This is a genomic window from Kribbella catacumbae DSM 19601 (genome assembly GCF_000372465.1).
Classification (GTDB): domain Bacteria; phylum Actinomycetota; class Actinomycetes; order Propionibacteriales; family Kribbellaceae; genus Kribbella; species Kribbella catacumbae.
Genome location: NZ_AQUZ01000070.1, coordinates 1 through 21,730 on the forward strand (window position 1 = coordinate 1; position 21,730 = coordinate 21,730).

Sequence of the window (21,730 nt, forward strand, 5' to 3'; positions counted from 1 at the left end):
AACGCCTCGTCCTGGCCGACCGCCACGGAGACGTCTTCGGCGGCTTCGACCCCACCGACACCACCCTGACCACCGGCCTCCCGGACTCCCGCACCTACGACCCCTTCGGCAACTCAACAGCCGCCAACGGCCTCAAGTACCGAATCGGCTACCAAGGCGACTGGACCGACCCCCGCTCNGGCGACGTCAATCAGGGCGCCCGCTGGTACAACCCAGACTCCGGCACCTTCAACTCCCGCGACACCATGACGTACAACGCGGGCGTCGCCTCCTCCCTCCCCAACCTCTACGCCTACGGCGCCGGCAACCCCGTCACCCTCAACGACCCCACCGGCAACCGCGTCATCGACCCCAATGATGACCCGCGCTGTTGGATGGAATTCCCCAACGGGGACGATCGAAAGCCCGTCAAGAGGTGCGACCCGCCGAAAACCCCGACGCCGAAGCCCGGCGATGGTGGGAAGCCACCACCCGAGGACGAAGGCGCCTGCGCGGCAACCCCGCCTGCTGGGGCGAACCGGATGAGATCTGCACAAAGAACTGCGGCCCGAAGCCGCCCAAAGATTGCATAAAGAACTGCGACCCGCCTAAGTGCAAGTCGAAGAGTTGCGGGCACAAGCCACCCCCGCCACCGGTCTGTGACGCCCAGTGCCAACTGAACAAGAAGATCAACAAAGAGCGCAAGAAACTAGAACACGAAGCCAAGACCATCGCTCAAGACCCACCCGGCAACCCCTCCTGCGCGAACGGCAACCAAAGCCTCTGCCCCACCGACCCCAACCAGCCGGCAACCGTCATCGGCGTCCAAGGCGACCTAACCGACGAAACCCGCGACTGGTCCAAGACTCGGTACCAGAATGCGTTGGATCGAGCAGGGTCTGTCATTGGAAATGTCAGTCTGACGGGTGGCCACAACTTCTTCTCGGCCATGGGTGGTGACCCAGCGCACCCTCACCCCGACCGCTTCTACGAGATGGCAGGCTGCTCTGGCGGTCCCGGCTGCGTCCTACCCGAAGGCTTCGAAGGCACCTACGGAGAGTACAGAGCGCTAGCAGGCGAGGAAGCCTTCGGTGAGCTGCTCCTGCTCCTCATACCGCTACCAATCCCCACAAAACTCCTCGCACTCGGAAAGGCCGTCGAAGCCATCAGGGGCGGCAAGGCAGGCAAGGCGGCGGCCAATGCCTGCAAGCCACACTCCTTCTTGCCCGGCACAGCTGTCCTCATGGCTGACGGCACAACCAAGCCGATCGAGCAAGTCAAGATCGGCGATCGTGTTCTGGCCACCAACCCTTCGGACGGCACAACCGAAGCGCAGACAGTAACCGACGTCATCGTCGGCGAAGGAATGAAATCTCTCGTAGAGATCACCGTCGAGGAGCAGCAATGGAGTGGCCGACGAAAGCAAGGACGGGTGACAGCCACGGATAAGCACCCCTTCTACGAGCAGCTCAGCCGCTCCTGGGTCGACGCCGGTGACCTACGCCCAGGCAACAAACTCGTTGCCCGAGCAGAAGCCATCACGGCCACCGTCACGTCTGTCCGTCACCGCCAAGCCATCACCCGGGTGCACAACCTCACGGTCGCCAACACGCACACGTACTATGTCTTGGCAGGACGGACTCCGGTACTGGTTCACAATTCCGATTGTTTTACAGCGCCCGCAAGTCGCCTGAACCGGCATGGAGAGTTGACCAACGGCAAGTATACGGTGAGTAGTGACGCGATGGCGAAGCATCTTCCAACTACTGCTGGCCAAGGTAAGAGTGTTTTCCTGACGGGCGTTGACGCGGAGAAGGCGGTCCTGGATGCGGCTGCGTACGCAGACGCTAATGGACTATGGGTGGGAGACAAAGCGAAAGTATTTGTGCAGAACGGGCCCGTGGGAATCCTTGGAAAGAATGGCGAATTGACTCAGTACCTTAATGTATATCGAAATGCGCGCGGCGGCGTGCATGGTAGTACTGGTGGTGCGCGATGATTGATATAACAGAACCCCTGGCGCGGTTGGCTGGCGAGGGCGCACCTATCTGGACTTCCGATGTAGCGTCCGTTCTGGCCGCCAAGCTAGCGCGGTCGGTTGACGGTGCCTTGGATTGGGATGAGGACGCCGGTGAGGAATGGCTGAGCGTTCTGACTGACGGCATCCGCGTGGCCGCGCTTTCCGCAAGGTTGCGATTGGTTCTAACGATTGAGGGTGTGCCGCTTGAATCGGTGGCTGGTCAGGATGTGATCGCGATTGTGGTGCCGTCATTTGATGATCCGATCCTGCGCTCGGATTTATCTGCCCTTGCCAATGCCTTTGGGGGGGAACAGATGTTTCGAACGCTGGACACCGAGAAGTTCTCGGCGAACGATTTGTGGTTTGCCACTGTGTGAGGCGGTGAGGTTAGTCGAATGACCCGAGGGGGTGTGATCTCCGAGTTCGGGTACGACTACGCCGGGCGACTGGTCCGTAGCACGGATGGGATGGGGCGCAGCAGCGTCGCGACGTACGACCGGGTTGGTCGGGTGGTTGCGTCGAAGACGCTGGATGCGGCGAATGCGTCACTGGGGACGACCTAGTTGGCCTACGACGCGGACGGCAACCTGATCTCGTCGATGCCGGCGAGCGAAGGCGACCGACGATCTACATGTACGACGCAGTCGGGCGGCTCACCAAGCAGGTCGATCCGTTGACGGCGACGGACTCGATCACCATCGGGTACGGGTACGACGTGCTCAGGAGCTAGCAAAGATCAGGGTCAGGTGAGCGAATTGTCCGCGACGTATGAGGTTGAATTCCCGAAATATCTTGACGGGTATGAATTGGAGACTGAGTCGAAGGGGTACCTTGTAGACTTGATTGTCCGTAGTGGGGATAGGCAGTAGAGTGTCACAGTTTATGATCCAGCCCGTCTCGCGCAAGAGGTGTTAGATGAGTTGCGGAATGCTCCCTGCTTCGCTGTGTCGAACCTCCTTGTCGTCCCCATGGTCACGCGTGACGCTATTATTACAGCTTTGTCAAAGCTGGCGGAGATGGATTTTTCAGAGTTCGAATGACGAATGGATGGTATTTCTCCAGCTTTGCTGAGAAGTTGGCGGAAGGTTGAGGAAACGTGCATTGGCGACCGATCTCCAGTGTCATCCCAGGGCTCTCTGCTCCTCCATATCTGCTTCCGGATAGTGGCCGATGGGACGTCACACATCGTGTTGCGGGTCAGGGTTTGAGGTCCGGTGTATCGATGCTGCAGAGTTCCACTCGGGGCGTGACGCGTCTCTAGCGATTGGGCGAGAGCTTGACTTTCCGAGCTACTTTCGCGGCGGCTGGGATGGGTTCTTCGACTTGCTGTCCGCAGGGTTTCAGGAGAAGCCACGCCGCTTGGTCGTGGGGCTTCTGAACTCAGATGTTCTTGCGGATAGAGACTTGCGTCTGTTCGTGAACACATCGTGGCATCTCCAGAATGCGACAGAAACGATCGAATCTGGTGGCGGTGGTGATTGGCAGCTGGAATTCCTCTACTGGGGGGCTTGGCGCTCAGTTGGGGATTGAGGCTGGTCCCTCTCCGCGATCGCTTTGTGAGCGGTCGTGAACTGCGGGCCTCGCCGGGCACTTCCGGTGGGGCCGTAGGGGTGTTGTTGGGGCCACAAGGCAGGCCCCGCCCTTGATCACCGGCCTTGGCCACCGTGGGTTCAAGGCGCGACGTAGGAGCGCCGCCTGGGGCGGGTGGGAGCGGCGACGGAGGAGGTGCGTGGGGGAGTGGACTGGCGTCGTGCCAAGATTTCGGGCATGCGCACCAAGGTGATGTGGGTGGTGGCATTCGGGGTCTGTGTTGTTGCCAGCGTCGTTTTGCCGATGCTTTGGCAGCATTCGTTGGTGGATTTGAAGGTCTATCGGCTGGGTGGGGCCACGCTGCTTGAGGATGCCTCGGCCCTGTACGACGCTCGGCTGGCTGGGCTGCCCTTCACGTATCCGCCGTTTGCGGCGGTGGTGATGGTGCCGTTTGCGTTGTTGCCGTGGCCGGTTGCCGTGAGCCTCTGGACGCTGGGGACCTTCGTCAGTTTGATCGCGGTGTGGCGGCTTTGCGCTGGGAGCGCGATGGCCTCGCCGGTGCTGTTGGCGGTGGTGGCTGGGTCGCTGTTGCTTGAGCCGGTGCGGGAGACGTTGGGGTTTGGGCAGGTCAATCTGATGTTGTGTGCCTTGATCTTGTACGACGTACTGAGTCCGGCCACCCGCCCAGCGAGAGGCATCTGGATTGGCGTGGCGGCGGGGGTGAAGCTGACGCCGTTGGTCTTCTTCGGGTTGCTGCTCATCACGCGGCAGTGGAAGGCGCTGGCCTATGCGACGGCCGCCTTCGTTGCCACCGTGCTGGTGGGGTTTGCAACCACGCCGCACGGCGCAACGGAGTACTGGACTTCGCTGGTGAAGGAGACGACTCGCATTGGTGGGTTGGCGTTCTCGAGTAATCAGTCGTGGAACGCGTTTCTGATCAGGATCACCGGTGATCTGGATGGCGGTGGGTCGATCTGGCTCGCGCTCGTCGGGGTGACGGTTGCCGGTGGGCTCTGGCTGACCCGGATCCTGTGGCTTCGCAATGACCGGTTGGCTGCGGTGTCAATAACCGCGCTGATTGGGCTGCTGTGTTCGCCCGTGTCGTGGAGTCACCACTGGGTCTGGATCATTCCGTTGGGGGCCAGCGTGATGGCCGTGCTCCCCAAGAGGCCGAAGGTGGTGTTCGCGAGCCTGTGGTTCGGGTTGTTTCTGATTGCGCCGATCTGGTGGCCGCCCAATCACTACAACCGCGAGTTGGACTGGTCCTTGCCGGAGCAGTTCAGCGGCAATGCTTACCTGATCGCGGCGCTCATCGCCGTCGTCCTGCTCATCACGCGCCGACCCCTTCCGCGAGCTGAGGCAGATCAAACTCGTAAGGCCCCGGAGATAGCAACACAACTGCAATAGTGGCGTAGACCGGTCGTGACCCGATCTGGTGTCAGTCTGGATCAGGTGAACTGGGGGATCCTGGGGGACCCGGCCAAGCGCCGTTGGTGGCTGGTCGCGGGTGTGTGCGTTGTCGTTGGGCTGCTGCTGCCCCTTGTGTGGGATCACACCGGCGCTGATCTGAAGGTCTACCGCCTGGGCGGCGCCGCGCTTCTGTCCGATCCGGACAGCCTCTACACGACCCGCCTGCGGTACATCTCGATGCCGTTCACCTACCCGCTCTTCGGCGGGGTGATCATGGCGCCGGTCTCGCTGCTGCCTTGGCCACTCGCGTACGGCGCGTCGATCGCCGCCTCCCTGGTCGCGCTCGCTGTGATCTGGAAGCTGAGCCTCAAACACCTGAGACTGCACCCAGCCATCCTGATCGCCATCGTCGCCGCGTCCCTGCTGATCGAGCCCGTCCGCGAAACCCTGTCCTACGGCCAGATCAACCTGATCCTCTGCGCCTTGATCCTGTACGACGTACTGGGCCCGAAAACCCGTCAAGGCAGGGGCATCTGGCTCGGACTCGCCGCTGGGATCAAGCTGACGCCGTTGGTCTTCTTCGGCCTGCTGGTCGTCACGCGACAGTGGAAGGCGCTCGCGCACGCGTCGGCCGCCTTCGCTGCCACCGTGGCGATCGGGTTCCTGATCGCGCCGCGGACGGCGTATGAGTACTGGACGCATCTGGTTTCCGACACTGGCCGTATCGGCGGGCTCGCGTACTCGGGCAACCAGTCGTGGAACGGATTCCTGATCCGCGTCTCTGGTGATCTCGACGGCGGCGGCCGGCTCTGGCTGGTCGTAGTAATGGCGACTGTGATCGCCGGGCTCTGGCTGAGTCGCAATCTCTGGCTGAGGGGCGAGCAACTGGCCGCGGTATCGGTGACGGCGATGATCGGTCTTCTCTGCTCGCCGGTCTCCTGGAGTCATCACTGGGTCTGGGTCATCCCGCTCGGCATTTCGTTGCTCACGGCAACGCAGCTCGGCCGTCGTCATCCGTTGCCGGTGGCACTGACCTGGTCGGGCTTGTTCATGCTGGCGCCGATCTGGTGGCCGCCCCGGCGCGGAAACCTCGAACTCAGCTGGAACTTCTTCGAAGCGCTGGCCGGCAACGTCTATCTCTGGCTGTCGCTCGCCGCCGGTCTCCTACTCGCCTTCGGCCGCCGCCGCGACCAGATCCCAGCGGGGATGGAACTAGAACTGGACACGACCTCGTAGAACCTTTCGGCTCAGGTCTGCATCAAGCCTTTGAGAAGCCAAATCGAAGGGAATCTCTTGATGCGTCGCGCTTCGATCCTAGCCAGCGTTGCCGTTCTGTCCACGGCGATCGTGCTGCCCGCCACGCCTGCCTTCGCGAAAGCGGCTGCGCCCTGCGTGATGGATCTTTCGTCCGTGACAGCGGCCGGTGACATCGTCGGATCTCAGGTCTATGCCAACACGCCACCCGAAACGGTGCCGAGCACGGTGAAGAAGGTGTTCAAGCCCGGGGCGGTGCGGTTGAGCTCGACCTGGGACTACACCGTCACGCCGGCCAGCGAAGGCGTCGGGACCGGCTTGGTGGTGCAGGGCTCCGTCCTGTATTCCGCGACGTACACGATCGGCGGCTCGAACCCCGGCTCGCGGGTCACCGCGATCGGTGGCGGCTGGGGTACGTACAAGGCGATTGAGACATCCTTCTACCAAAAGGCTCCAGTACTGCGGAAGCAGCTCTACGGTTTGCGCACTGACGGCGTGATTTCGCGTTGGTCGGCCGGCGACCGGGGCACCTGGCGGGCGCAGGGTTCGGCCGGTGGGTTCGCGGCGGTGAAGACGATGGCGTTGATCAGTCAGACGCCGACGTACGACACGTTCCTGGCGAACACCCGTGGCGGTGCGCTGTACACGATCCACATCCCGACCAGCTCCCCGATGAAGCCGATCGTGAAGCGGGTCCGATCGTCCACCTGGCAGGGATTCGAGTACCTCGTCGCCGAGCAGTGTGGCGCCAAGGGCACCCTGCTGGCCGGCATCGACAAGGAGACCGGCGCCGCCCACCTGTACGCCGTCGGCCACGCCACCGGCGCAACAACAGTCATCCAGCCCATCGGCAAGATCCCCGGCACCTTCAACGCCCCCGTCGACTTCCTCACCAGCGCCGAAAGCAAGCCACCCCTGAACGGCGAGTGACCCGGCTAGTACGACAGCCGGAGGTCGTGATGTTGGGCGGCAGGCCCGGACCTCCGCCACTCACAAACCTCTCGTTTCCACCCGGGAAGCATGCCTGTGCACGCCTGGCCGGGTGCGACCAGTTGAGGTTTGTGAGTGGTGGCGGTCCGGCTCAACGCGACGACCGCAAAAGAAAACCACCGGACGCCCAAGGCGTCCGGTGGTTGGTAGTGCTGGAGGGGTTAGAAGTCGCCGCCGCCGAAGTCGCCGCCGAAGTCGCCCCAGCCGCCGCCGTCTCCGCCGCCGAAGTCGCCATCGCCGCTGAAGTCGCCGGCGCCGCCGTCTCCGCCACCTTCACCGCCGCCGCCGTCTCCGCCTTCGAAGCCGCCGCCTGCCATGTCGCCGTAGCCGCCGCCGGCGAACATGCCGCCGAGCATGGTGCCGATGAACATGCCGGTCATCACGCCGCCGAGGGCGCCGAACATGCCCTGGGCGTACGGCGAGTAGGCCGGGCCGGCCTCCCAGTACGGGACGCGCTGCGGGCCGACCATGACCTTGCGGACGTCGGGCTCGGCGCCGGCCCGGACGCGCTCGGCGTCGGCGGCGCAGGCCGGGACCTCACGCGGTGCGCCGCCCGGGGGCGACCAGAGCACGTCTTCGACCGAGGGGCCGTGCTGCGGGTTGAAGAAGCAGGACGGGCGGCGCTGCGGCAGCGGCTCGCCGTTGACCCGGGCACGGACGCAGGTCATCGCGTACCGGCCGTCCTCGAGGATCTCGATCACGTGCCGGATCTGCTCGGCCTCGGTGACCTGGCCGACGGCCTGCTTGGCCGACTCATAGGAGTCCAGCGCGCGCTGGTAGTCCTGCCGGGCGCCGTCGCCGAGGTCCTTGCCGACCATGTCCAGGTCGAGGTCCTGCAGCTCTTCGCCGAACTTGGTGATGTCCTCGTCGGCGGTCTTCTTGACCGACTCGAGCTCGGCCGAGCTGATCTCGTCTCGCTTTTTCGTCTGCAGTTGCGTGCGCCGGTACGAGCGGTAAGCCAGTACGGCGATCACGACGACCGCGATCAGCAGGATGATTTCCATGTCGGGCCTTCCTCGACAGAGTGTTGAGTCGAGCCTACCGGCCGGGTGAAGGTGACCGAAATCTGCTGAGAACCAGCTGAGAAATCAGGCCGTTCGGTCCGTCTCGTACCGCTTCCGCATCGCTTCCGAGGCGGCTGGCCCGGAGGTGAAGACGAAATCCGGCCCGTCGACCCGCCGCCCGGTGGCCCGGTCCACCACGACCGGCTCCACCTCCTCGCCGGTGCGGGCATCGACCAGGATCATCGTCCTGGCCTCGGCAGCGAGCCGCTCGTTGCCCCAAGCCGCCAGCGTGATGATCACCGGTCGCAGCGAGCGACCGAGTTCGGTCAGCACGTACTCGTACCGCGGCGGCCTGTCCTGGTACTGCGTACGCTCCAGCAGCCCGTCATCGACCAGCGCCTTCAATCGCGTGGTCAGCATGCTCGACGAGATCCCCAGGCTCCGCTGGAACTCGTCGAACCGCGTGTACCCGTCGAATGCGTCGTGCAGGATCAGCAACGTCCACCACTCGCCGACCTGCCGGGCAGTCGTCGACAGCGGGCAGGACAGATCCTCAGACCGCAACCGGTTCGCCATGCCCACACCCCAACGTCGCTTCGATTTCAGAAGTAAGCCTAGCAACCCGGCGACGGCGCCACGCAGGGTGACGAAATGCGGAGTTGGCGAACACGCAGTGCGCATAATCGATTACTGCTGTTCCGTCTAGCAGAGGGCTGTCCGATGAGCAAGACCTTCTCACCCCGACTGGCGTTGACCGCGGTGACAGGCCTCGCCCTGTTCGTACCGCTCGCGCCCCTGCCCGCGCATCCAGCACACCTCGAGACAACCGCCGACGAGACGACGACCGCCGACCCCGACTACGTCGAACTTCCTTTGCAGCAAGCCGGCCAGTACTCGACCGCCGAAGCCCAGCAGACCAAACCCTTCGGCCTGGTCGGTGTCACCTGGCCCTATCGCGCGAACTCGGCCCCGGTCGAGGTCAAGGTCCGCGTACTGCGGAACGGCCAGTGGTCCGCCTGGGAACGCCTGACGGTCGAAGACGAGCATGGACCTGCGACCTCCGAAGGCAACGAACGCTCCGGCACCGAGCCGCTCTGGGTCGGCGACGCGAACGGCATCCAGGCAGCCCTGACCACCCGCGACGGTACGACGGTCCGCGACGCCAAGGTCGCTCTGATCAACCCCGGCGTGATGGCGACCGACGCCGAGCCGCCGACGGTCCAGGATCCGATCCAAGTGGAGGGCAGCCGAGCGCCGTACCCGATGCCGGCGATGGTGAGCAGACGCGCCTGGGGTGCCGACGAACGGCTCCGCGCGCACAACGGCAAGAGCTGCTTGCGGCCGAAGTACACCGGCACCGTGCAGGCCGCCTTCGTCCACCACACCGCCGATCGCAACAACTACACGCGGGCGCAGGTGCCGGCGATGGTCCGCAGCATGTACGCGTACCACGTGAAGAGCCGTGGCTGGTGCGACCTTGGCTACAACTTCCTCGTCGACCGCTTCGGTCGTGCCTTCGAGGGCCGGTACGGCGGTGCGCAGCTGCCCGTCCTCGGCGCGCACACCGGTGCCTTCAATGCCAACTCGTTCGGCGTCTCGCTGATCGGCAACTTCGACAAGGTGGCGCCGGCCAAGCCGATGCTGGAGACGACGGCCCGGATTATCGCGTGGAAAATGGACGCGAACTATCGGTCGCCGTTGGCAACGATCGTGCTGGAAGGCAGCAAGCTGCACACTGTCTCCGGTCACCGTGACACCAAGGCGACCGCCTGCCCGGGCAAGAACCTGTACTCCAAACTTGGTTGGCTGAAGCAACGAATCAACATCTTGATGGGCAAGAGCGTCTCGACCGAGATCTACCGGTTCGCCAAGACGCTCGGCGGATTCCGGGTGACGGGGCAACCATTCTGGGGTGAGCACCGGACCAGGACCGGTCGCGCCACCTACTTCAGCGCGCGGGACATCTACTGGTCCACCGCCAGCGGGGCGCACTCGGTGACCGGTCTGTTCCGGACCCGCTATCGCCAGCTCGGTCCGGACGGCCTGCTCGGCCTGCCGACCAGCGAGTACCGGCTGGGACGCGCGAGCAGCAAGGTGCAGTCGTTCCAGAACGGCGGCCTCTACTGGTCGAAGCGCACCGGCATGCGACCGGTCGCCGGGATGATCCACCGCAAGTACGTCACGCTCGGCGCGGAGCGGTCGCGCGTCGGCCTGCCGACCACGGACATGTACAAGGTGAAGGGCGGCCTGCGACAGAAGTTCCAGCGCGGCACGCTCACCTTCAACAACCGCCAGCACAAGGTGTACGTCTCATGAGGCGAATGATCGTTGCCATAGTCATCAGCTCGACGTTGCTGAGTGCAACGGCCGAAGCCATGACTCCACCCGAGCCGGAGGTTGCACAGACAGTCACGGGTCGAGGCTTCGGCCACGGTCGAGGCATGTCGCAGTACGGCGCTCAGGGTGCGGCGCTGGCCGGCAAGTCGGCCAAGGCCATCCTGGACTTCTACTACCCCGGTACGACGGTGGGCAAGGCGACTGGAAGCATCCGGGTCCGCATCACCGCCGACACCACCGACGGCATCCGCGTCAAAGCAGCCAACAAATTAAGGCTTCGCGACCTCAAGGCAGGCAAGCTCTACACGTTGCCTACAGCATCGACCCGGAACCAGTGGTCGATCGACCCGTACGGCGAACGCGGTGCCAAAGTCAGCTCGTACGACGCCACGAAAAAGACCTGGACGCTCTGGAAGACCCTGACCGGCATGGGCCAGTTCGAAGGGCCGACGGTCATCTCCCTGATCCTGCCCAGCGGAGCCGTCCTGCGTTATCGCGGCGTACTCCGCTCGGCGGATCTGTCCGGAGCCCACTTCGACACGATCAACGTGCTGTCGCTGGAGCACTACCTGCGTGGCGTGGTTCCCCGCGAAGCCGTGACGAGCTGGCGACCGGCCGCACTCCAGGTCCAATCGGTTGCCGCGCGCACCTATTCGGTCTTCCACCGAAACCGGGCCGCCAAGCGCGTCTACGACCTCTGCGACACCACCTCTTGCCAGGTGTACGGCGGATTCGACTCGGAGAAGCCGACGACCAACGCGGCGATCGCGGCCACGGCCGGCCAGATCCGCCTCTACAAGGGCAAGCCGATCATGGCGGAGTTCTCCTCCTCCAACGGCGGCGCGACGGCCACCGGCGATACGCCGTACCAGTTGATGAAGGTGGATGGCTGGGACGCCTACCCGGGCAACAAGAACCCGAACGTCGCCTGGACGGTGACCAGGACGAGTTCGCAGTTCCGGGCGGCGTTCGGTGTCGGCTCCCTGCGCAGCCTGCGGGTCACCCGCCGGACCGGCGTCGGTCCGGCCGGTGGGCGGGTGCTGACGGTCGAGGCGATCGGGTCGAGAGGCCGGGCCGTGCTTACCGGCGACCAGGTCCGCCTGCGCCTGCGCCTCAAGTCCGCCTGGTTCGGGTTCGCGGGTGTACAGCCGCTTGATATATCAACACAGAATCAACCGGGATCACGTTGAGGCATTGACGGCGAAACCCCTGGCCAGCTAGAACATGACATCGATGTCAATCGCTGCCGCCCCAGGAGGAGCAGGTCGATGCGCAGAAAATTTGGTATATCAACTCAACGGATCACCGGCGGGTTGCTCGCGGTCGGGATGCTGGCCGCGCTGCACACCCCAGCTGCCAACGCGAAGGCCGAGGCCGTGACCGGCGGCCAAGCGGCGACGCGCGCCCAGGCGTCGTACCAGGCGCTGAACAAGTACTTCGAGACCGGGCAACCGCAAGGGCTGCTGCTGGAGGAGTACCCCAACACCCACTCGAACCCGTACTCCTACATCTGGCCGTACTCGCAGGCCGCGATCGCCGCCGAGAACCTGGCCGGCATCCCCGGTTCCGGGCGCAAGGCCGACAAGGAGGCCCAGCGCCGGCTGGACGCGTACGAGCTCTACTGGAACGCGACCACCACCCCGAAGGGCTACGACTCATACCTGCGGCCGCCGCTCGGCCAGGGTGGCGACAAGTTCTACGATGACAACGAGTGGATCGGCCTGCAGCTGATCCAGCACTACCAGCGGACTGGTGACCGCTCGTCGCTCGCGCGGGCGAAGGAGATCTTCGCGCTCGTCGTCCACGGCTGGGACACCGACCCGGCGCACCCGTGCGCGGGTGGCGTCTTCTGGACCCAGGCGCCGTGGAGCCAGGACCGCAACACGGTGTCGAACGGCCCGGGTGCCGAGCTCGGCGCGCATCTGTACCTGCTGACGCGTGACAAGTCGTTCCTGACCTGGGCGAAGAAGATGTACGACTGGACGCAGAAGTGCATGCTCGCCCCGAACGGTCTGTACTGGGACCACATCGACCTGGCCGGCACGGTCGAGAAGACCCAGTGGAGCTACAACCAGGGCGTCATGCTCGGTGCCGGAGCCTTGTTGTACAAGGCAACGCACGACCAGAAGTACCTCAAGGACGCCAAGGCGCTGGCGAAGGCGTCACTGGCCTTCTACGGCACCGAGGACCGGCTGTGGAAGCAGCCGACCAGGTTCAACGCGATCTACTTCAAGAACCTGCTGATCCTCGACTCGGTGGCGCACGACCGGAGCTACACCAAGGTCATGCAGGCCTACTCCGACCGGGCATGGAAAGAGGCCCGCGATCCTGCCACGGGCCTCTTCCACTTCGTCGACGGTCCGGTCCAGTTGCTGGAGCAGTCCGGCATGGTCCAGATCGACGCCTTGCTGGCCTGGCCGCGCAGCAAGTACGGCGACCTGGCGTAGTACGAGCTAGCTGGCCGCGGTCGCGGTCTTGATCTCGACCGGGGTGGCGGGCTTGCCGTCGGTAGGCCCGCCCTCCGGGATCACGCCCGCGTTCGCGACCTTGTCGATCAGCTCGAGGCCGGCCTTGTCGACCGTGCCGAACGCCGTGTACGCCGGAGTCAGGCCGGACGCGTCGCCGTACACGATGAAGAACTGGCTGCCGTTGGTGTTGGGGCCCGAGTTCGCCATCGCGAGGATGCCGCGCCCGTACTTGAGCTCGGGGTACACCTCGTCCTTGAAGCTGTAGCCGGGGCCGCCGCTGCCGCTGGCGCTCGGGTCGCCGCACTGCAGGACCTGCAGGCCTGTGCCGACGGTCAGCCGGTGGCACTTGGTGTTGTCGAAGTACTTCTGCCCGACCAGGCTGAGGAAGCTCTTCACCGTGCACGGCGCCAGTGCGCTGTCCAGGGTCAGGTGCAGGTCGCCGACCGACGTGTTGAGCGTGACCGGTTTGGTGCCGCTGGCCTTGACCTTGCCGTTGGCCGGCGCGTCGGCCTTCTTGCTGGCCGGCTGCCCAGACTTGGTGTAGCTGCAGTCCACCTCTGCCGCCAGCGGCTTCGGCCGCTTCGGCGGTGCGGCGATCGCGGTCGGGATCGACTGCGGCTTGTTCTCCGCGCCGCTCGGTGCCGACGGTGTGTCGGACGCCGCCGGAGTGTCGTTGCCGGTGTTCTTGGCGACGACCACGAAGACACCCGCGATCACCGCGACCACCGCCGCGATCGACGTGATGGTGATCGCCAGCATCCGGCGCTGCTTGGCGCGTTCAGCTTGCCGCTCGGCCTGACGCTGCGCCTTCCGCTGAGCCAGCTGATGCTCGTGGGTCTTCCTGGACATGCAGAGTTCTCCTCACACCTCGCGGCAATCCTGCAGGGAAGCTACCGCCAAACCCTGAGAAACGCCTGTGTATCGCCGTGTCGCACGCCCCCACCCAGTGTTCATTCGCCCTCTTTTCACCCTTCTGGTAGCGGCGGCTCGCCGAAGAACCGCCGCCAAGGGTGAAAAGAGGGCGAATGAACACAAAGGTTTGGGGGAGCCTTTGGGGAGGGTCAGTCCTTGATCTCGCAGATCGCGGCGCCCGCGGCCACCGTCGCGCCGACCTCGGCGGACAGGCCGGTCACGGTGCCGGCCTTGTGGGCGTTCAGGGGCTGTTCCATCTTCATCGCCTCCAGGACGACGACCAGGTCGCCCTCGGCGACCGTCGTGCCTTCCTCGACGGCGATCTTGACGATCGTGCCCTGCATCGGCGAGGTGAGGGAGTCGCCCGACGCCGCCGCGCCCTTGCCGCTGCCGCCCGCGCGCCGCGACGGCTTCTTCTTCGTACCGGCGCCCGCGGCCGCCGTTGCGCCCAGCCCGGCCGGCAGGACGACCTCGAGACGCTTGCCGCCGACCTCGACGGTGACCGTCTCCCGCTCGCCGGGCTCCGCGACGTCCGCGGCGCCGTCGTACGGCGGGATCTGGTTGTCGAACTCGGTCTCGATCCAGCGGGTGTGCACCTTGAAGCCCTCGTCGGCGACGAAGGCCGGGTCGCTCACCACGGCGGCGTGGAACGGGATGGCGCTCGGCATCCCCTCGATGACGAACTCCTTCAGCGCCCGGCGGGACCGCTCGAGCGCCTGCGTCCGGTCGCGGCCGGACACGATCAGCTTCGCCACCAGCGAGTCGAACGACCCCGGTACTGTCTCGCCCTGGTCGTAACCACCGTCGAGGCGGATGCCCGGCCCGGACGGCGCGTGCCACTTGGTCAGCGTGCCCGGCGCGGGCAGGAAGCCGCGGCCCGGGTCCTCGGCGTTGATCCGGAACTCGATCGAGTGGCCGCTCACGACCGGGTCGTCGTACCCGAGTTCCTCGCCGTCGGCGATCCGGAACATCTCCCGGACCAGGTCGATCCCGGTGACCTCTTCGCTGACCGGGTGCTCGACCTGCAGTCGCGTGTTCACCTCGAGGAAGGAGATCAGGCCGTCCTGGCCGATCAGGAACTCACACGTCCCGGCACCGACGTACCCGGCCTCGCGCAGGATCGCCTTGGACGAGGTGTAGAGCGTTTCGAGCTGCTCGGGTGAGATGAACGGCGCGGGCGCCTCCTCGACCAGCTTCTGGTACCGGCGCTGCAGCGAGCAGTCCCGGGTGGAGATCACCACGACGTTGCCATGGGCATCGGCCAGGCACTGCGTCTCGACGTGCCGCGGCTTGTCCAGGTAGCGCTCGACGAAGCACTCGCCGCGACCGAAGGCGCTGACCGCCTCGCGGGTCGCCGACTCGAACAGCTCCGGCACCTCTTCCAGCGTGCGCGCGACCTTCATCCCGCGACCGCCACCGCCGTACGCCGCCTTGATCGCGATCGGCAGCCCGTACTCCGTTGCGAATGCCACCACCTCGCCGGCGTCGGCCACCGGGTTGGGCGTCCCGGGCACCTGCGGGGCGCCGACCTTCTCGGCGATGTGCCGGGCCTTCACCTTGTCGCCGAGGGAGTCGATGGCGCTGGGCGGCGGGCCGATCCAGATCAGGCCGGCGTCGATCACGGCCTGCGCGAACTCGGCGTTCTCGGCCAGGAAGCCATACCCCGGGTGGATCGCGTTCGCGCCGGAGCGGGCCGCGACGTCGAGGATCTTGGCGATGTTCAGGTAGGAGTCAGCCGGTGTCGCGCCGGCCAGCGAGTACGCCTCGTCGGCGAGCCGGACGAACAGGGCGTCGCGGTCGGCGTCGGCGTACACGGCGACGCTGCCCAGCCCGGCGTCGGCGGCGGCCCGGATCACCCGGACGGCGATCTCGCCCCGGTTGGCGACCAGAACCTTGGTGATGCGCTTGCTGTCAGACACAGCTGAACTCCCTTCGGCCCGGCTGAGTGTAGTGGGGTATCACGCCCCACAAGGGTGAACAGCCGCCAACAAAGACAGGGTATTGCTCACACCTTGCCGGTCTTGTGGGACTTGGTCAGGGCGCACTGTTCCGCCTCGTACTCCTTTGCCGCGGCCCAGGCCTTGCCGAGGAGCTTCTCCAGTGTGTCGCGCTCGCCGTCGGTCAGAGCCTGCAGCGGTGGCGCGTCGGTGCCGCGGATGTCGTCCATCCGCTCGAGCATCGCGCGACCCTCGGGGGTCACCGCCAGGGTCTTGATCCGCCGGTCGTGCGGGTCCACCTGGCGCTCGACCAGGCCGGCCCGCTCCAGCCGATCGACGAACGGTGTCACGTTCGACGGGTCGCAGCCCAGCATCGAGGCCAGGGCCCGGGTCGGGATCGGCCGGTCGGGATCGAGCTGCAGCAGCGACCGCGCCAGCGTGTCGGTCAGCCCCAGTTCGGCCGCGAACCGCATGTTGTAGTGCCGCGCCATCCACATCGACACATCCATCACCTGCTGTGAGAGCGCCGCGAGCTGGTCCCGTTCTGTCCTGGCCATGGGGTCGAGTTTAACTGAAGCATCTCGATAGTTGACTTCCTCCAGCATTTTTGCAGATGATGGAGACTCTCCACTATCGATGATCTCCAGAGAATGAGGCTCGCCCATGTCCGCTCAGCGCTCTACCGAAACCGCAGAAACCACAGAAGTCGCCGGACCCGTGGTTCCCAGCTCGAAGGAACGCCGGATCGCTCGCGCCGTGGGGATCGCCCTCGCTGTGCTCGGCGCAGTACTGGTCTGGGTCGTCGTCGACCCGTTGCTCGGCGTCGACCTCTCGGTGACCAAGTCCGGTACGACGACGGTGGTCGGCCCTGGCCTGATCATCGGGATGGCGATCGGCGCCTCCCTGCTGGGATGGGCGCTGCTGGCCGTGCTCGAGCGAGTGACCTCTAATGCTCGCCGGATCTGGACCATCACTGCCGTTGTCGTCCTCCTACTCTCGTTCGCGATGCCGTTCAACTCGGGCGAGGCGGACGCATCGGCGCAATGGTCCCTGGTCCTCCTGCATGTGGTGGTCGGCGCCGCGGTGATCCCGATCTTCGCTCGCACTGCCCGCCGCTGAACCTCGATCGACTCAGGCTGGGGTCGCCCCGACGGCCGGGGGGCGCTCAAAGAACGACTCCAGGACGACGATGGTCTGCGTACCGGTGACGCCGTCCACTTGATGAAGTGCGCGGAGGGCCGCCTGCAGCGCCTCGGTACTGGTGGTTCGCACCTTCACCAGTACCGACGCGGCACCCGCGGTGATGTGCGCCTCCTCCACCGCGGCGATGTCCTTCAACGCCTGCAGGGTCGGCGCGTCGCCCATCCAGGCGTCCGAGTCGAGCAGGACGTATGCCAGTACTCCGCTGCCGAGCGCGGCGGGGTCCACCTCGATCGTCGTCCGCCGGATCACGCCGGAGGCCTTCAGTTTGCGGACCCGCTCGTGAGCGGCACCGGCCGACAAGCCGACGGCTTGCCCGAGTACGGCGTACGACTGGGTCGCGTCCTGCTGCAACAGGGCGAGCAGTTCACGGTCTGTCTGGTCAACAGTCATCTTAACCGAATCTCATTTGGCATCTGCGGATGACTGGAAGATATCATTCGGTTCATGACGATCATGCTGACTGACCCGCCAACCCGGTCGCGAGCCGAGCTGGTGACACTGGATGAGCGCTTCGCGGTGGTCGCGCGCGGCGACGAGTACGTGGAGCGCCTGTACGACGGCGGTCGCTGGCTGGAAGGTCCCGTCTATGTCCCGGCTTGGCGCAGTCTGGTGTTCAGCGACATCCCCAACGACCGGATGCTCCGCTGGGACGAGCTGTCCGGCGCGGTCTCGGTCTTCCGCCAGCCGGCCGGGTACACCAATGGCAACACCCTCGACGCCCAAGGCCGGCTGATCAGCTGCGAGCAGGGCAACCGCCGGGTGACCCGGACGGAGGCGGATGGCTCGCTCACCGTTCTCGCGTCGCACCTGGACGGTCTGAAGCTGAACAGCCCGAACGATGTGGTGGTCCGGCGGGACGGCTCGATCTGGTTCACCGATCCGCCGTACGGGATCACCTCGAACTACGAGGGCCACGCCGCCGAGCAGGAGATCGCCACCTGCAACGTCTACCGCCTCTCCGCGGACGGTGAGCTGACCGTCGTCGCCGACGATTTCGCCCGGCCGAACGGGCTCGCGTTCAGTCTCGACGAGTCCCAGCTGTACGTCGTCGACACGCCCGCCAGACACATCCGCCGCTTCGAGGTCAAGGACGGCAGGCTCGTCGGGGGTGAGGTCTTCGCGCCTTATCAGGCAGGCATGTTCGACGGCATCCGGCTGGACGCGGGCGGCCGCGTGTGGGCGGCGACGCACGAAGGCGTGCACTGCTTCGATCCCGACGGCACGCTGATCGGGAAGCTGCTGTTCCCTGACATCGTGTCCAACCTCTGCTTCGGCGGCCCGAAGCGGAACCGGCTGTTCATCACAGCGACCACGTCGGTCTACTCCTGGCTGATCACCACGGACGGAGCCGCCCCGCCGTACGATCGCGGATGACAACGTAAGCGAACTTGAGGAGCGCCCCCGATGCTCGAGCCGTTGGCCGGAGCTGTCCCTGCTGAGTGGGTGCGGCTGGATGATCGCTTCGCCGGGATTCGGGGAGATTCTCGTCTCGAGCGGTTGTGGACCGGGGGACGGTGGGTCGAAGGGCCGGTCTACTCGGCGGCTGGGCGGTATGTGCTGTGGAGCGACATCCCGAGCGACCGGATCTTGCGCTGGGACGAGACGTCGTACCAGGTGTCGGTGTTTCGCGAGCCGGCCGGGAACACCAACGGGCACACGCTGGACGAGCAAGGTCGCCTGGTCAGCTGTGAGCACGGCAATCGCCGGGTGACTCGCACTGACCACGACGGATCGATCCGGGTGCTTGCCGACGGCTACAACGGCGGCCGGCTCAACAGCCCGAACGACGTGGTGGTCGGCTCGGACGGCGCGATCTGGTTCACCGATCCGGCGTACGGGATCGACAGCGACTACGAGGGACACCAGGGCGAGATCGAGGTCGGTGGTTGCCATGTCTACCGAATCGCGCCGGACGGCGCGCTGAGCATCGTCGCTGACGACTTCAACCGGCCGAACGGGCTGGCGTTCTCGAACGACGGCAGCCTGCTCTACATCAGCGACACCGAGGAGGCCACCATCCGGGTCTTCACAGTCGACGGCGACAAGCTGACTGGTGGCGAGCTGTTCGCGGAGTGCGGCAACGGCGCGTTCGACGGCATCCGCCTCGACAGCGAAGGCCGCGTCTGGGGAGCAGCGGCCGACGGCGTGCACGTCTACCACCCGGATGGCGCGTTGCTCGGCAAACTCCTGGTCCCCGAAACCGTCTCCAACCTCTGCTTCGGCGGCCCCAAACGCAACCGCCTCTTCCTCACCGCCACGACTTCCCTCTACTCCCTCTTCACCACAGTCAACGGCGGCCGGCAGCCCTACGATGCCTGACTTCGCCCCAGTACTCCGAAGCTGCCGCCTCGCCGCGCAGCTGACCCAGGAGAGCCTCGCTGAGGCGTCCGGTGTCAGCGTGGAGGCGATCCGTGCGCTGGAAGGTGGCCGGCGTCGCCATCCCCGACTGACCACGGTGGATCTGCTCGCCGACGGACTCCGGCTGGACGAGGCCGGGCGGGCACGGCTGGCCGAGGCGGCGATGCGACCGAAGAAGGCCAAGGCGGACGGCGTACCGCGCGATCTTCCGGACGACATCGCGGACTTCACCGGGCGACAGGAGCAGCTCGCGACGTTGACCGAACTGATGTCCGCGGTGGAGCGTCGCGGCGTCCTGGTGATCTCGGCCATCGAGGGGATGGGCGGCGTCGGCAAGACGGCGCTGGCGATCCATCTCGCTCACCGGCTGGCCGACCAGTTCCCCGACGGTCAGCTCTACCTGAACCTGCGGGGTTTCGGCGCAGGTGAACCGCTTCCCCCGCTGGAAGCCCTGATCCAGCTGATGCAGAACCTCGGGCTGTCCTCGGAAACCCGCCCGAGATCCGTCGACGAAGCATCGGCACGATTCCGTACTGCGATCGCCGGGCGCCGCCTGCTGCTGGTCCTGGACAACGCGGCGAGCGTCGGCCAGATCATCCCCCTGCTGCCCGGGACCGGGACCTGCGCCGTCATCGTCACGAGCAGGCGATCCCTCACCTCGCTGCCCGGCGCCAAGCACATCATGCTGGAAGTCCTTCCAGACGATGACGCGCTCGCGCTGTTCGCGGAGGTGGCAGGCGCGGACCGGATCGCCGCCGAACCGGCGGAAGCATTGGAAGTAGTGCGATTCTGTGGCTCGTTGCCCTTGGCATTGAGGATCGCGGCGGCACAGCTCGCGGCCCATCCCGGCTGGACCGTCGGGGACCTGCGCGATCGCCTCGCCGATGAGCACGGCCGGCTCGACCTGCTGTCCGGCGATGACCTCAACGTCCGGGCTAGCCTGGCGCTGTCCCTCGACAACCTCACCGAGTCCGAGGAGCCCGCCGGTGCCATCTTCCCGCTGCTGGGTGCCTACCAGGGTGGCGTCCTGGACCTGCTTGTCGCCGCCAGACTGCTGGCCCTGCCGGTCGACGATGCCGAAACCCTGCTGGAGAACCTGGTCGATCTTCACCTGCTGGAGATGGTCGATGTCCGCCGCTATCGCCTGCACGACCTGGTCCGCGACTACGCGGCCGAGCTAGCAGCGCAGACGCTCAGCGACGAGGAGCATTCGGCCGCCCAGCTGCGCGTGCTGGAGTTCTATGCGCAGATGGGGCGGTATCTGCGCCGGCTGAACCGAGGGACCGGCATTCTGTCCGCCTGGGGCGGCACGAACTGGGGGGAGTGGGACGTCGGACTGGACCTCGACTTCGGCCAGATGCTGGCCTGGGTGGATACCGAGATGCCCGAGATTCAGTCGGCGCTGCGCCGTGCTCTCGACGGACCGCTGGAGCATCGGCCCCTGATCGCGCTGACCGTGATCGGCCTCGACCCCTACTGGAACATGCGGCGCCGCTACGCGGATTCGCTGGCAATGTACGAGATCGCAGCGCAGGCCGAGAAGACGGTCGGTGATCAGCACGTCCAAGCCATCCTCTGGTACGACTGGGCCACCATGCTCGCCGAGCTCCGTGACTTCGAGGCAGCCGCCGGCCGGATGCGCGTGGCTCTGGCGGCCGAGACGACCGCCGACGACCCGATGCATCTGCTGCACTGCCTGATCTACCTCGGGGCCTACCTCGGGCAGCTGGGACACCACGAAGAAGGGCTGGGACTCGCCCGGCAAGGCCTGGCGATCGCTCTCGACGTCGGCCACGAGATCTCGATCGCCGAGGCCCGGCTGATGGTCGGAGCCCTCCTGGTCAGGTCCGGCCAGGCGGCAGAGCAGGACGAGAGCCTGGCGGCGGCCGCCGCCCAGATCCGCGCTGCCGAGGACCAGGCCTTCGCCCGGCACTGGGTGCTCTACCGGATCGGCGTCACCTACCACGAATGCGGGCGGTACCCCGAGGCGTTGACCTATCTGCAGGAGTGCCTGGTCGTCGACGAGTCGTACGGCGAGGTGGTGCGGGCGGAGACGCTCGAGCAGCTCGGGATCACCGAGCTTGCCGCGGGCAACGCCAAGGAGGCTGAAAGGCAGGTCCGCGCGGCGCTCGACATCGCAGTACGAGATGGCAACTGGTACCTGGAGGCGCGTCGACGGTGGAACCTGGGGCAGGTGCTGGTGGAACTCGGCCAGGTCGACGAAGCGCGGGCCGAGTGGGCGCGGGCGCTGGAGCTCTACGAGCGCCACGGGTTCGCGCAGGCCGACGACGTACGGGCACTGCTCGCGCAGCACCCGTAGGTCGTCAG

General features: G+C 65.8%; 21 protein-coding genes. 15 read left to right on the top strand and 6 right to left on the bottom strand.

All coding sequences use genetic code 11. The features are described from left to right. Positions 1-143 precede the first annotated feature (143 nt). From A3ES_RS50115 to A3ES_RS0140305, 8 genes are all read left to right on the top strand, one after another. Complete coding sequence (locus A3ES_RS50115; RefSeq protein ID WP_475009023.1) at positions 144-572, top strand: RHS repeat-associated core domain-containing protein; 429 nt, start codon at positions 144-146, stop codon at positions 570-572. A gap of 290 nt (positions 573-862) precedes the next feature. Continuing rightward, positions 863-1,978, top strand: coding sequence for a polymorphic toxin-type HINT domain-containing protein (locus A3ES_RS53170; protein ID WP_157631013.1), 1,116 nt, complete (start codon positions 863-865; stop codon positions 1,976-1,978). After that, on the top strand, positions 1,975-2,376 hold the full coding sequence (locus A3ES_RS0140275; protein ID WP_020392518.1) for a hypothetical protein: 402 nt from the start codon (positions 1,975-1,977) through the stop codon (positions 2,374-2,376). Before A3ES_RS53170 ends, A3ES_RS0140275 begins: the two co-directional genes overlap by 4 nt. Before the next feature lie 18 nt (positions 2,377-2,394). Further along, positions 2,395-2,562 carry a hypothetical protein gene (locus A3ES_RS54665; protein ID WP_157631014.1) on the top strand — a complete coding sequence of 56 codons (168 nt, stop codon included), beginning with the start codon at positions 2,395-2,397 and terminating at the stop codon, positions 2,560-2,562. A gap of 607 nt (positions 2,563-3,169) precedes the next feature. Then, entirely contained in the window at positions 3,170-3,529 is a 360-nt protein-coding gene (locus A3ES_RS57335) for a barstar family protein (RefSeq protein ID WP_157631015.1), read from the top strand. A gap of 237 nt (positions 3,530-3,766) precedes the next feature. Beyond that, positions 3,767-4,936: a glycosyltransferase 87 family protein gene (locus A3ES_RS50120; RefSeq protein WP_157631016.1), complete on the top strand. Its 1,170-nt coding sequence runs from the start codon at positions 3,767-3,769 to the stop codon at positions 4,934-4,936. A gap of 45 nt (positions 4,937-4,981) precedes the next feature. Beyond that, positions 4,982-6,175: a glycosyltransferase 87 family protein gene (locus A3ES_RS50125; RefSeq protein ID WP_020392523.1), complete on the top strand. Its 1,194-nt coding sequence runs from the start codon at positions 4,982-4,984 to the stop codon at positions 6,173-6,175. Positions 6,176-6,235: 60 nt separating this feature from the next. Continuing rightward, positions 6,236-7,123 carry a hypothetical protein gene (locus A3ES_RS0140305; RefSeq protein ID WP_020392524.1) on the top strand — a complete coding sequence of 296 codons (888 nt, stop codon included), beginning with the start codon at positions 6,236-6,238 and terminating at the stop codon, positions 7,121-7,123. A 221-nt stretch (positions 7,124-7,344) separates the two neighbouring features. Here A3ES_RS0140305 and A3ES_RS0140310 read toward each other — a convergent pair whose 3' ends face one another. Then, positions 7,345-8,187, bottom strand: coding sequence for a hypothetical protein (locus tag A3ES_RS0140310; protein ID WP_020392525.1), 843 nt, complete (start codon positions 8,185-8,187; stop codon positions 7,345-7,347). An 84-nt stretch (positions 8,188-8,271) separates the two neighbouring features. Continuing rightward, positions 8,272-8,763 carry a winged helix-turn-helix transcriptional regulator gene (locus A3ES_RS0140315; protein WP_020392526.1) on the bottom strand — a complete coding sequence of 164 codons (492 nt, stop codon included), beginning with the start codon at positions 8,761-8,763 and terminating at the stop codon, positions 8,272-8,274. Positions 8,764-8,907: 144 nt separating this feature from the next. On the opposite strand from A3ES_RS0140315, the gene A3ES_RS0140320 reads away from it, so the two are divergent. The 3 genes from A3ES_RS0140320 to A3ES_RS0140330 all read left to right on the top strand — a co-directional run bounded on the left by A3ES_RS0140320 (position 8,908) and on the right by A3ES_RS0140330 (position 12,971). After that, a complete protein-coding gene (locus A3ES_RS0140320) occupies positions 8,908-10,503 on the top strand; it encodes an N-acetylmuramoyl-L-alanine amidase (RefSeq protein ID WP_020392527.1) in 1,596 nt (531 codons plus the stop codon). Next, on the top strand, positions 10,500-11,714 hold the full coding sequence (locus tag A3ES_RS0140325) for a SpoIID/LytB domain-containing protein (RefSeq protein WP_026163647.1): 1,215 nt from the start codon (positions 10,500-10,502) through the stop codon (positions 11,712-11,714). Before A3ES_RS0140320 ends, A3ES_RS0140325 begins: the two co-directional genes overlap by 4 nt. A 78-nt stretch (positions 11,715-11,792) precedes the next feature. Then, positions 11,793-12,971, top strand: a complete 1,179-nt coding sequence (locus A3ES_RS0140330) for a glycoside hydrolase family 76 protein (protein ID WP_026163648.1) — start codon at positions 11,793-11,795, stop codon at positions 12,969-12,971. Positions 12,972-12,977: 6 nt separating this feature from the next. Here A3ES_RS0140330 and A3ES_RS0140335 read toward each other — a convergent pair whose 3' ends face one another. From A3ES_RS0140335 to A3ES_RS50130, 3 genes are all read right to left on the bottom strand, one after another. Next, complete coding sequence (locus A3ES_RS0140335; RefSeq protein WP_020392530.1) at positions 12,978-13,841, bottom strand: peptidylprolyl isomerase; 864 nt, start codon at positions 13,839-13,841, stop codon at positions 12,978-12,980. A 212-nt stretch (positions 13,842-14,053) separates the two neighbouring features. Continuing rightward, the gene (locus A3ES_RS0140340; protein WP_020392531.1) at positions 14,054-15,823 is read right to left on the bottom strand and encodes an acetyl/propionyl/methylcrotonyl-CoA carboxylase subunit alpha; all 1,770 of its coding nucleotides are present in this window, start codon (positions 15,821-15,823) and stop codon (positions 14,054-14,056) included. A gap of 86 nt (positions 15,824-15,909) precedes the next feature. Beyond that, complete coding sequence (locus A3ES_RS50130; RefSeq protein WP_020392532.1) at positions 15,910-16,398, bottom strand: MarR family winged helix-turn-helix transcriptional regulator; 489 nt, start codon at positions 16,396-16,398, stop codon at positions 15,910-15,912. Positions 16,399-16,504: 106 nt separating this feature from the next. On the opposite strand from A3ES_RS50130, the gene A3ES_RS0140350 reads away from it, so the two are divergent. After that, positions 16,505-16,960, top strand: coding sequence for a DUF6069 family protein (locus tag A3ES_RS0140350; protein ID WP_020392533.1), 456 nt, complete (start codon positions 16,505-16,507; stop codon positions 16,958-16,960). A 12-nt stretch (positions 16,961-16,972) separates the two neighbouring features. Here the strand turns inward: A3ES_RS0140350 and A3ES_RS0140355 are convergent, their stop codons facing one another. Continuing rightward, positions 16,973-17,434, bottom strand: coding sequence for an Lrp/AsnC family transcriptional regulator (locus tag A3ES_RS0140355; RefSeq protein ID WP_020392534.1), 462 nt, complete (start codon positions 17,432-17,434; stop codon positions 16,973-16,975). A gap of 54 nt (positions 17,435-17,488) precedes the next feature. On the opposite strand from A3ES_RS0140355, the gene A3ES_RS0140360 reads away from it, so the two are divergent. The 3 genes from A3ES_RS0140360 to A3ES_RS50135 are packed head-to-tail and all read left to right on the top strand — an operon-like array spanning position 17,489 to position 21,722. Beyond that, positions 17,489-18,418, top strand: coding sequence for an SMP-30/gluconolactonase/LRE family protein (locus tag A3ES_RS0140360; protein ID WP_020392535.1), 930 nt, complete (start codon positions 17,489-17,491; stop codon positions 18,416-18,418). A 30-nt stretch (positions 18,419-18,448) separates the two neighbouring features. Continuing rightward, a complete protein-coding gene (locus A3ES_RS0140365; protein ID WP_020392536.1) occupies positions 18,449-19,363 on the top strand; it encodes an SMP-30/gluconolactonase/LRE family protein in 915 nt (304 codons plus the stop codon). Then, a complete protein-coding gene (locus A3ES_RS50135; RefSeq protein ID WP_020392537.1) occupies positions 19,356-21,722 on the top strand; it encodes an ATP-binding protein in 2,367 nt (788 codons plus the stop codon). Before A3ES_RS0140365 ends, A3ES_RS50135 begins: the two co-directional genes overlap by 8 nt. Positions 21,723-21,730: the final 8 nt, after the last annotated feature.

What these genes read in the sequence shown, in the direction of transcription:
- A3ES_RS0140330 (WP_026163648.1), top strand. Translation starts at nt 11,793, where the DNA reads ATGCGCAGAAAATTTGGTATATCAACTCAACGGATCACCGGCGGGTTG.
- A3ES_RS57335 (WP_157631015.1), top strand. Translation starts at nt 3,170, where the DNA reads ATGGGACGTCACACATCGTGTTGCGGGTCAGGGTTTGAGGTCCGGTGT.
- A3ES_RS0140275 (WP_020392518.1), top strand. Translation starts at nt 1,975, where the DNA reads ATGATTGATATAACAGAACCCCTGGCGCGGTTGGCTGGCGAGGGCGCA.
- A3ES_RS54665 (WP_157631014.1), top strand. Translation starts at nt 2,395, where the DNA reads ATGACCCGAGGGGGTGTGATCTCCGAGTTCGGGTACGACTACGCCGGG.
- A3ES_RS0140365 (WP_020392536.1), top strand. Translation starts at nt 18,449, where the DNA reads ATGCTCGAGCCGTTGGCCGGAGCTGTCCCTGCTGAGTGGGTGCGGCTG.
- A3ES_RS0140315 (WP_020392526.1), bottom strand. Translation starts at nt 8,763, where the DNA reads ATGGCGAACCGGTTGCGGTCTGAGGATCTGTCCTGCCCGCTGTCGACG.
- A3ES_RS0140360 (WP_020392535.1), top strand. Translation starts at nt 17,489, where the DNA reads ATGACGATCATGCTGACTGACCCGCCAACCCGGTCGCGAGCCGAGCTG.
- A3ES_RS0140355 (WP_020392534.1), bottom strand. Translation starts at nt 17,434, where the DNA reads ATGACTGTTGACCAGACAGACCGTGAACTGCTCGCCCTGTTGCAGCAG.
- A3ES_RS0140325 (WP_026163647.1), top strand. Translation starts at nt 10,500, where the DNA reads ATGAGGCGAATGATCGTTGCCATAGTCATCAGCTCGACGTTGCTGAGT.
- A3ES_RS0140335 (WP_020392530.1), bottom strand. Translation starts at nt 13,841, where the DNA reads ATGTCCAGGAAGACCCACGAGCATCAGCTGGCTCAGCGGAAGGCGCAG.
- A3ES_RS0140305 (WP_020392524.1), top strand. Translation starts at nt 6,236, where the DNA reads ATGCGTCGCGCTTCGATCCTAGCCAGCGTTGCCGTTCTGTCCACGGCG.
- A3ES_RS0140350 (WP_020392533.1), top strand. Translation starts at nt 16,505, where the DNA reads ATGTCCGCTCAGCGCTCTACCGAAACCGCAGAAACCACAGAAGTCGCC.
- A3ES_RS50120 (WP_157631016.1), top strand. Translation starts at nt 3,767, where the DNA reads ATGCGCACCAAGGTGATGTGGGTGGTGGCATTCGGGGTCTGTGTTGTT.
- A3ES_RS50130 (WP_020392532.1), bottom strand. Translation starts at nt 16,398, where the DNA reads ATGGCCAGGACAGAACGGGACCAGCTCGCGGCGCTCTCACAGCAGGTG.
- A3ES_RS0140310 (WP_020392525.1), bottom strand. Translation starts at nt 8,187, where the DNA reads ATGGAAATCATCCTGCTGATCGCGGTCGTCGTGATCGCCGTACTGGCT.
- A3ES_RS0140320 (WP_020392527.1), top strand. Translation starts at nt 8,908, where the DNA reads ATGAGCAAGACCTTCTCACCCCGACTGGCGTTGACCGCGGTGACAGGC.
- A3ES_RS50135 (WP_020392537.1), top strand. Translation starts at nt 19,356, where the DNA reads ATGCCTGACTTCGCCCCAGTACTCCGAAGCTGCCGCCTCGCCGCGCAG.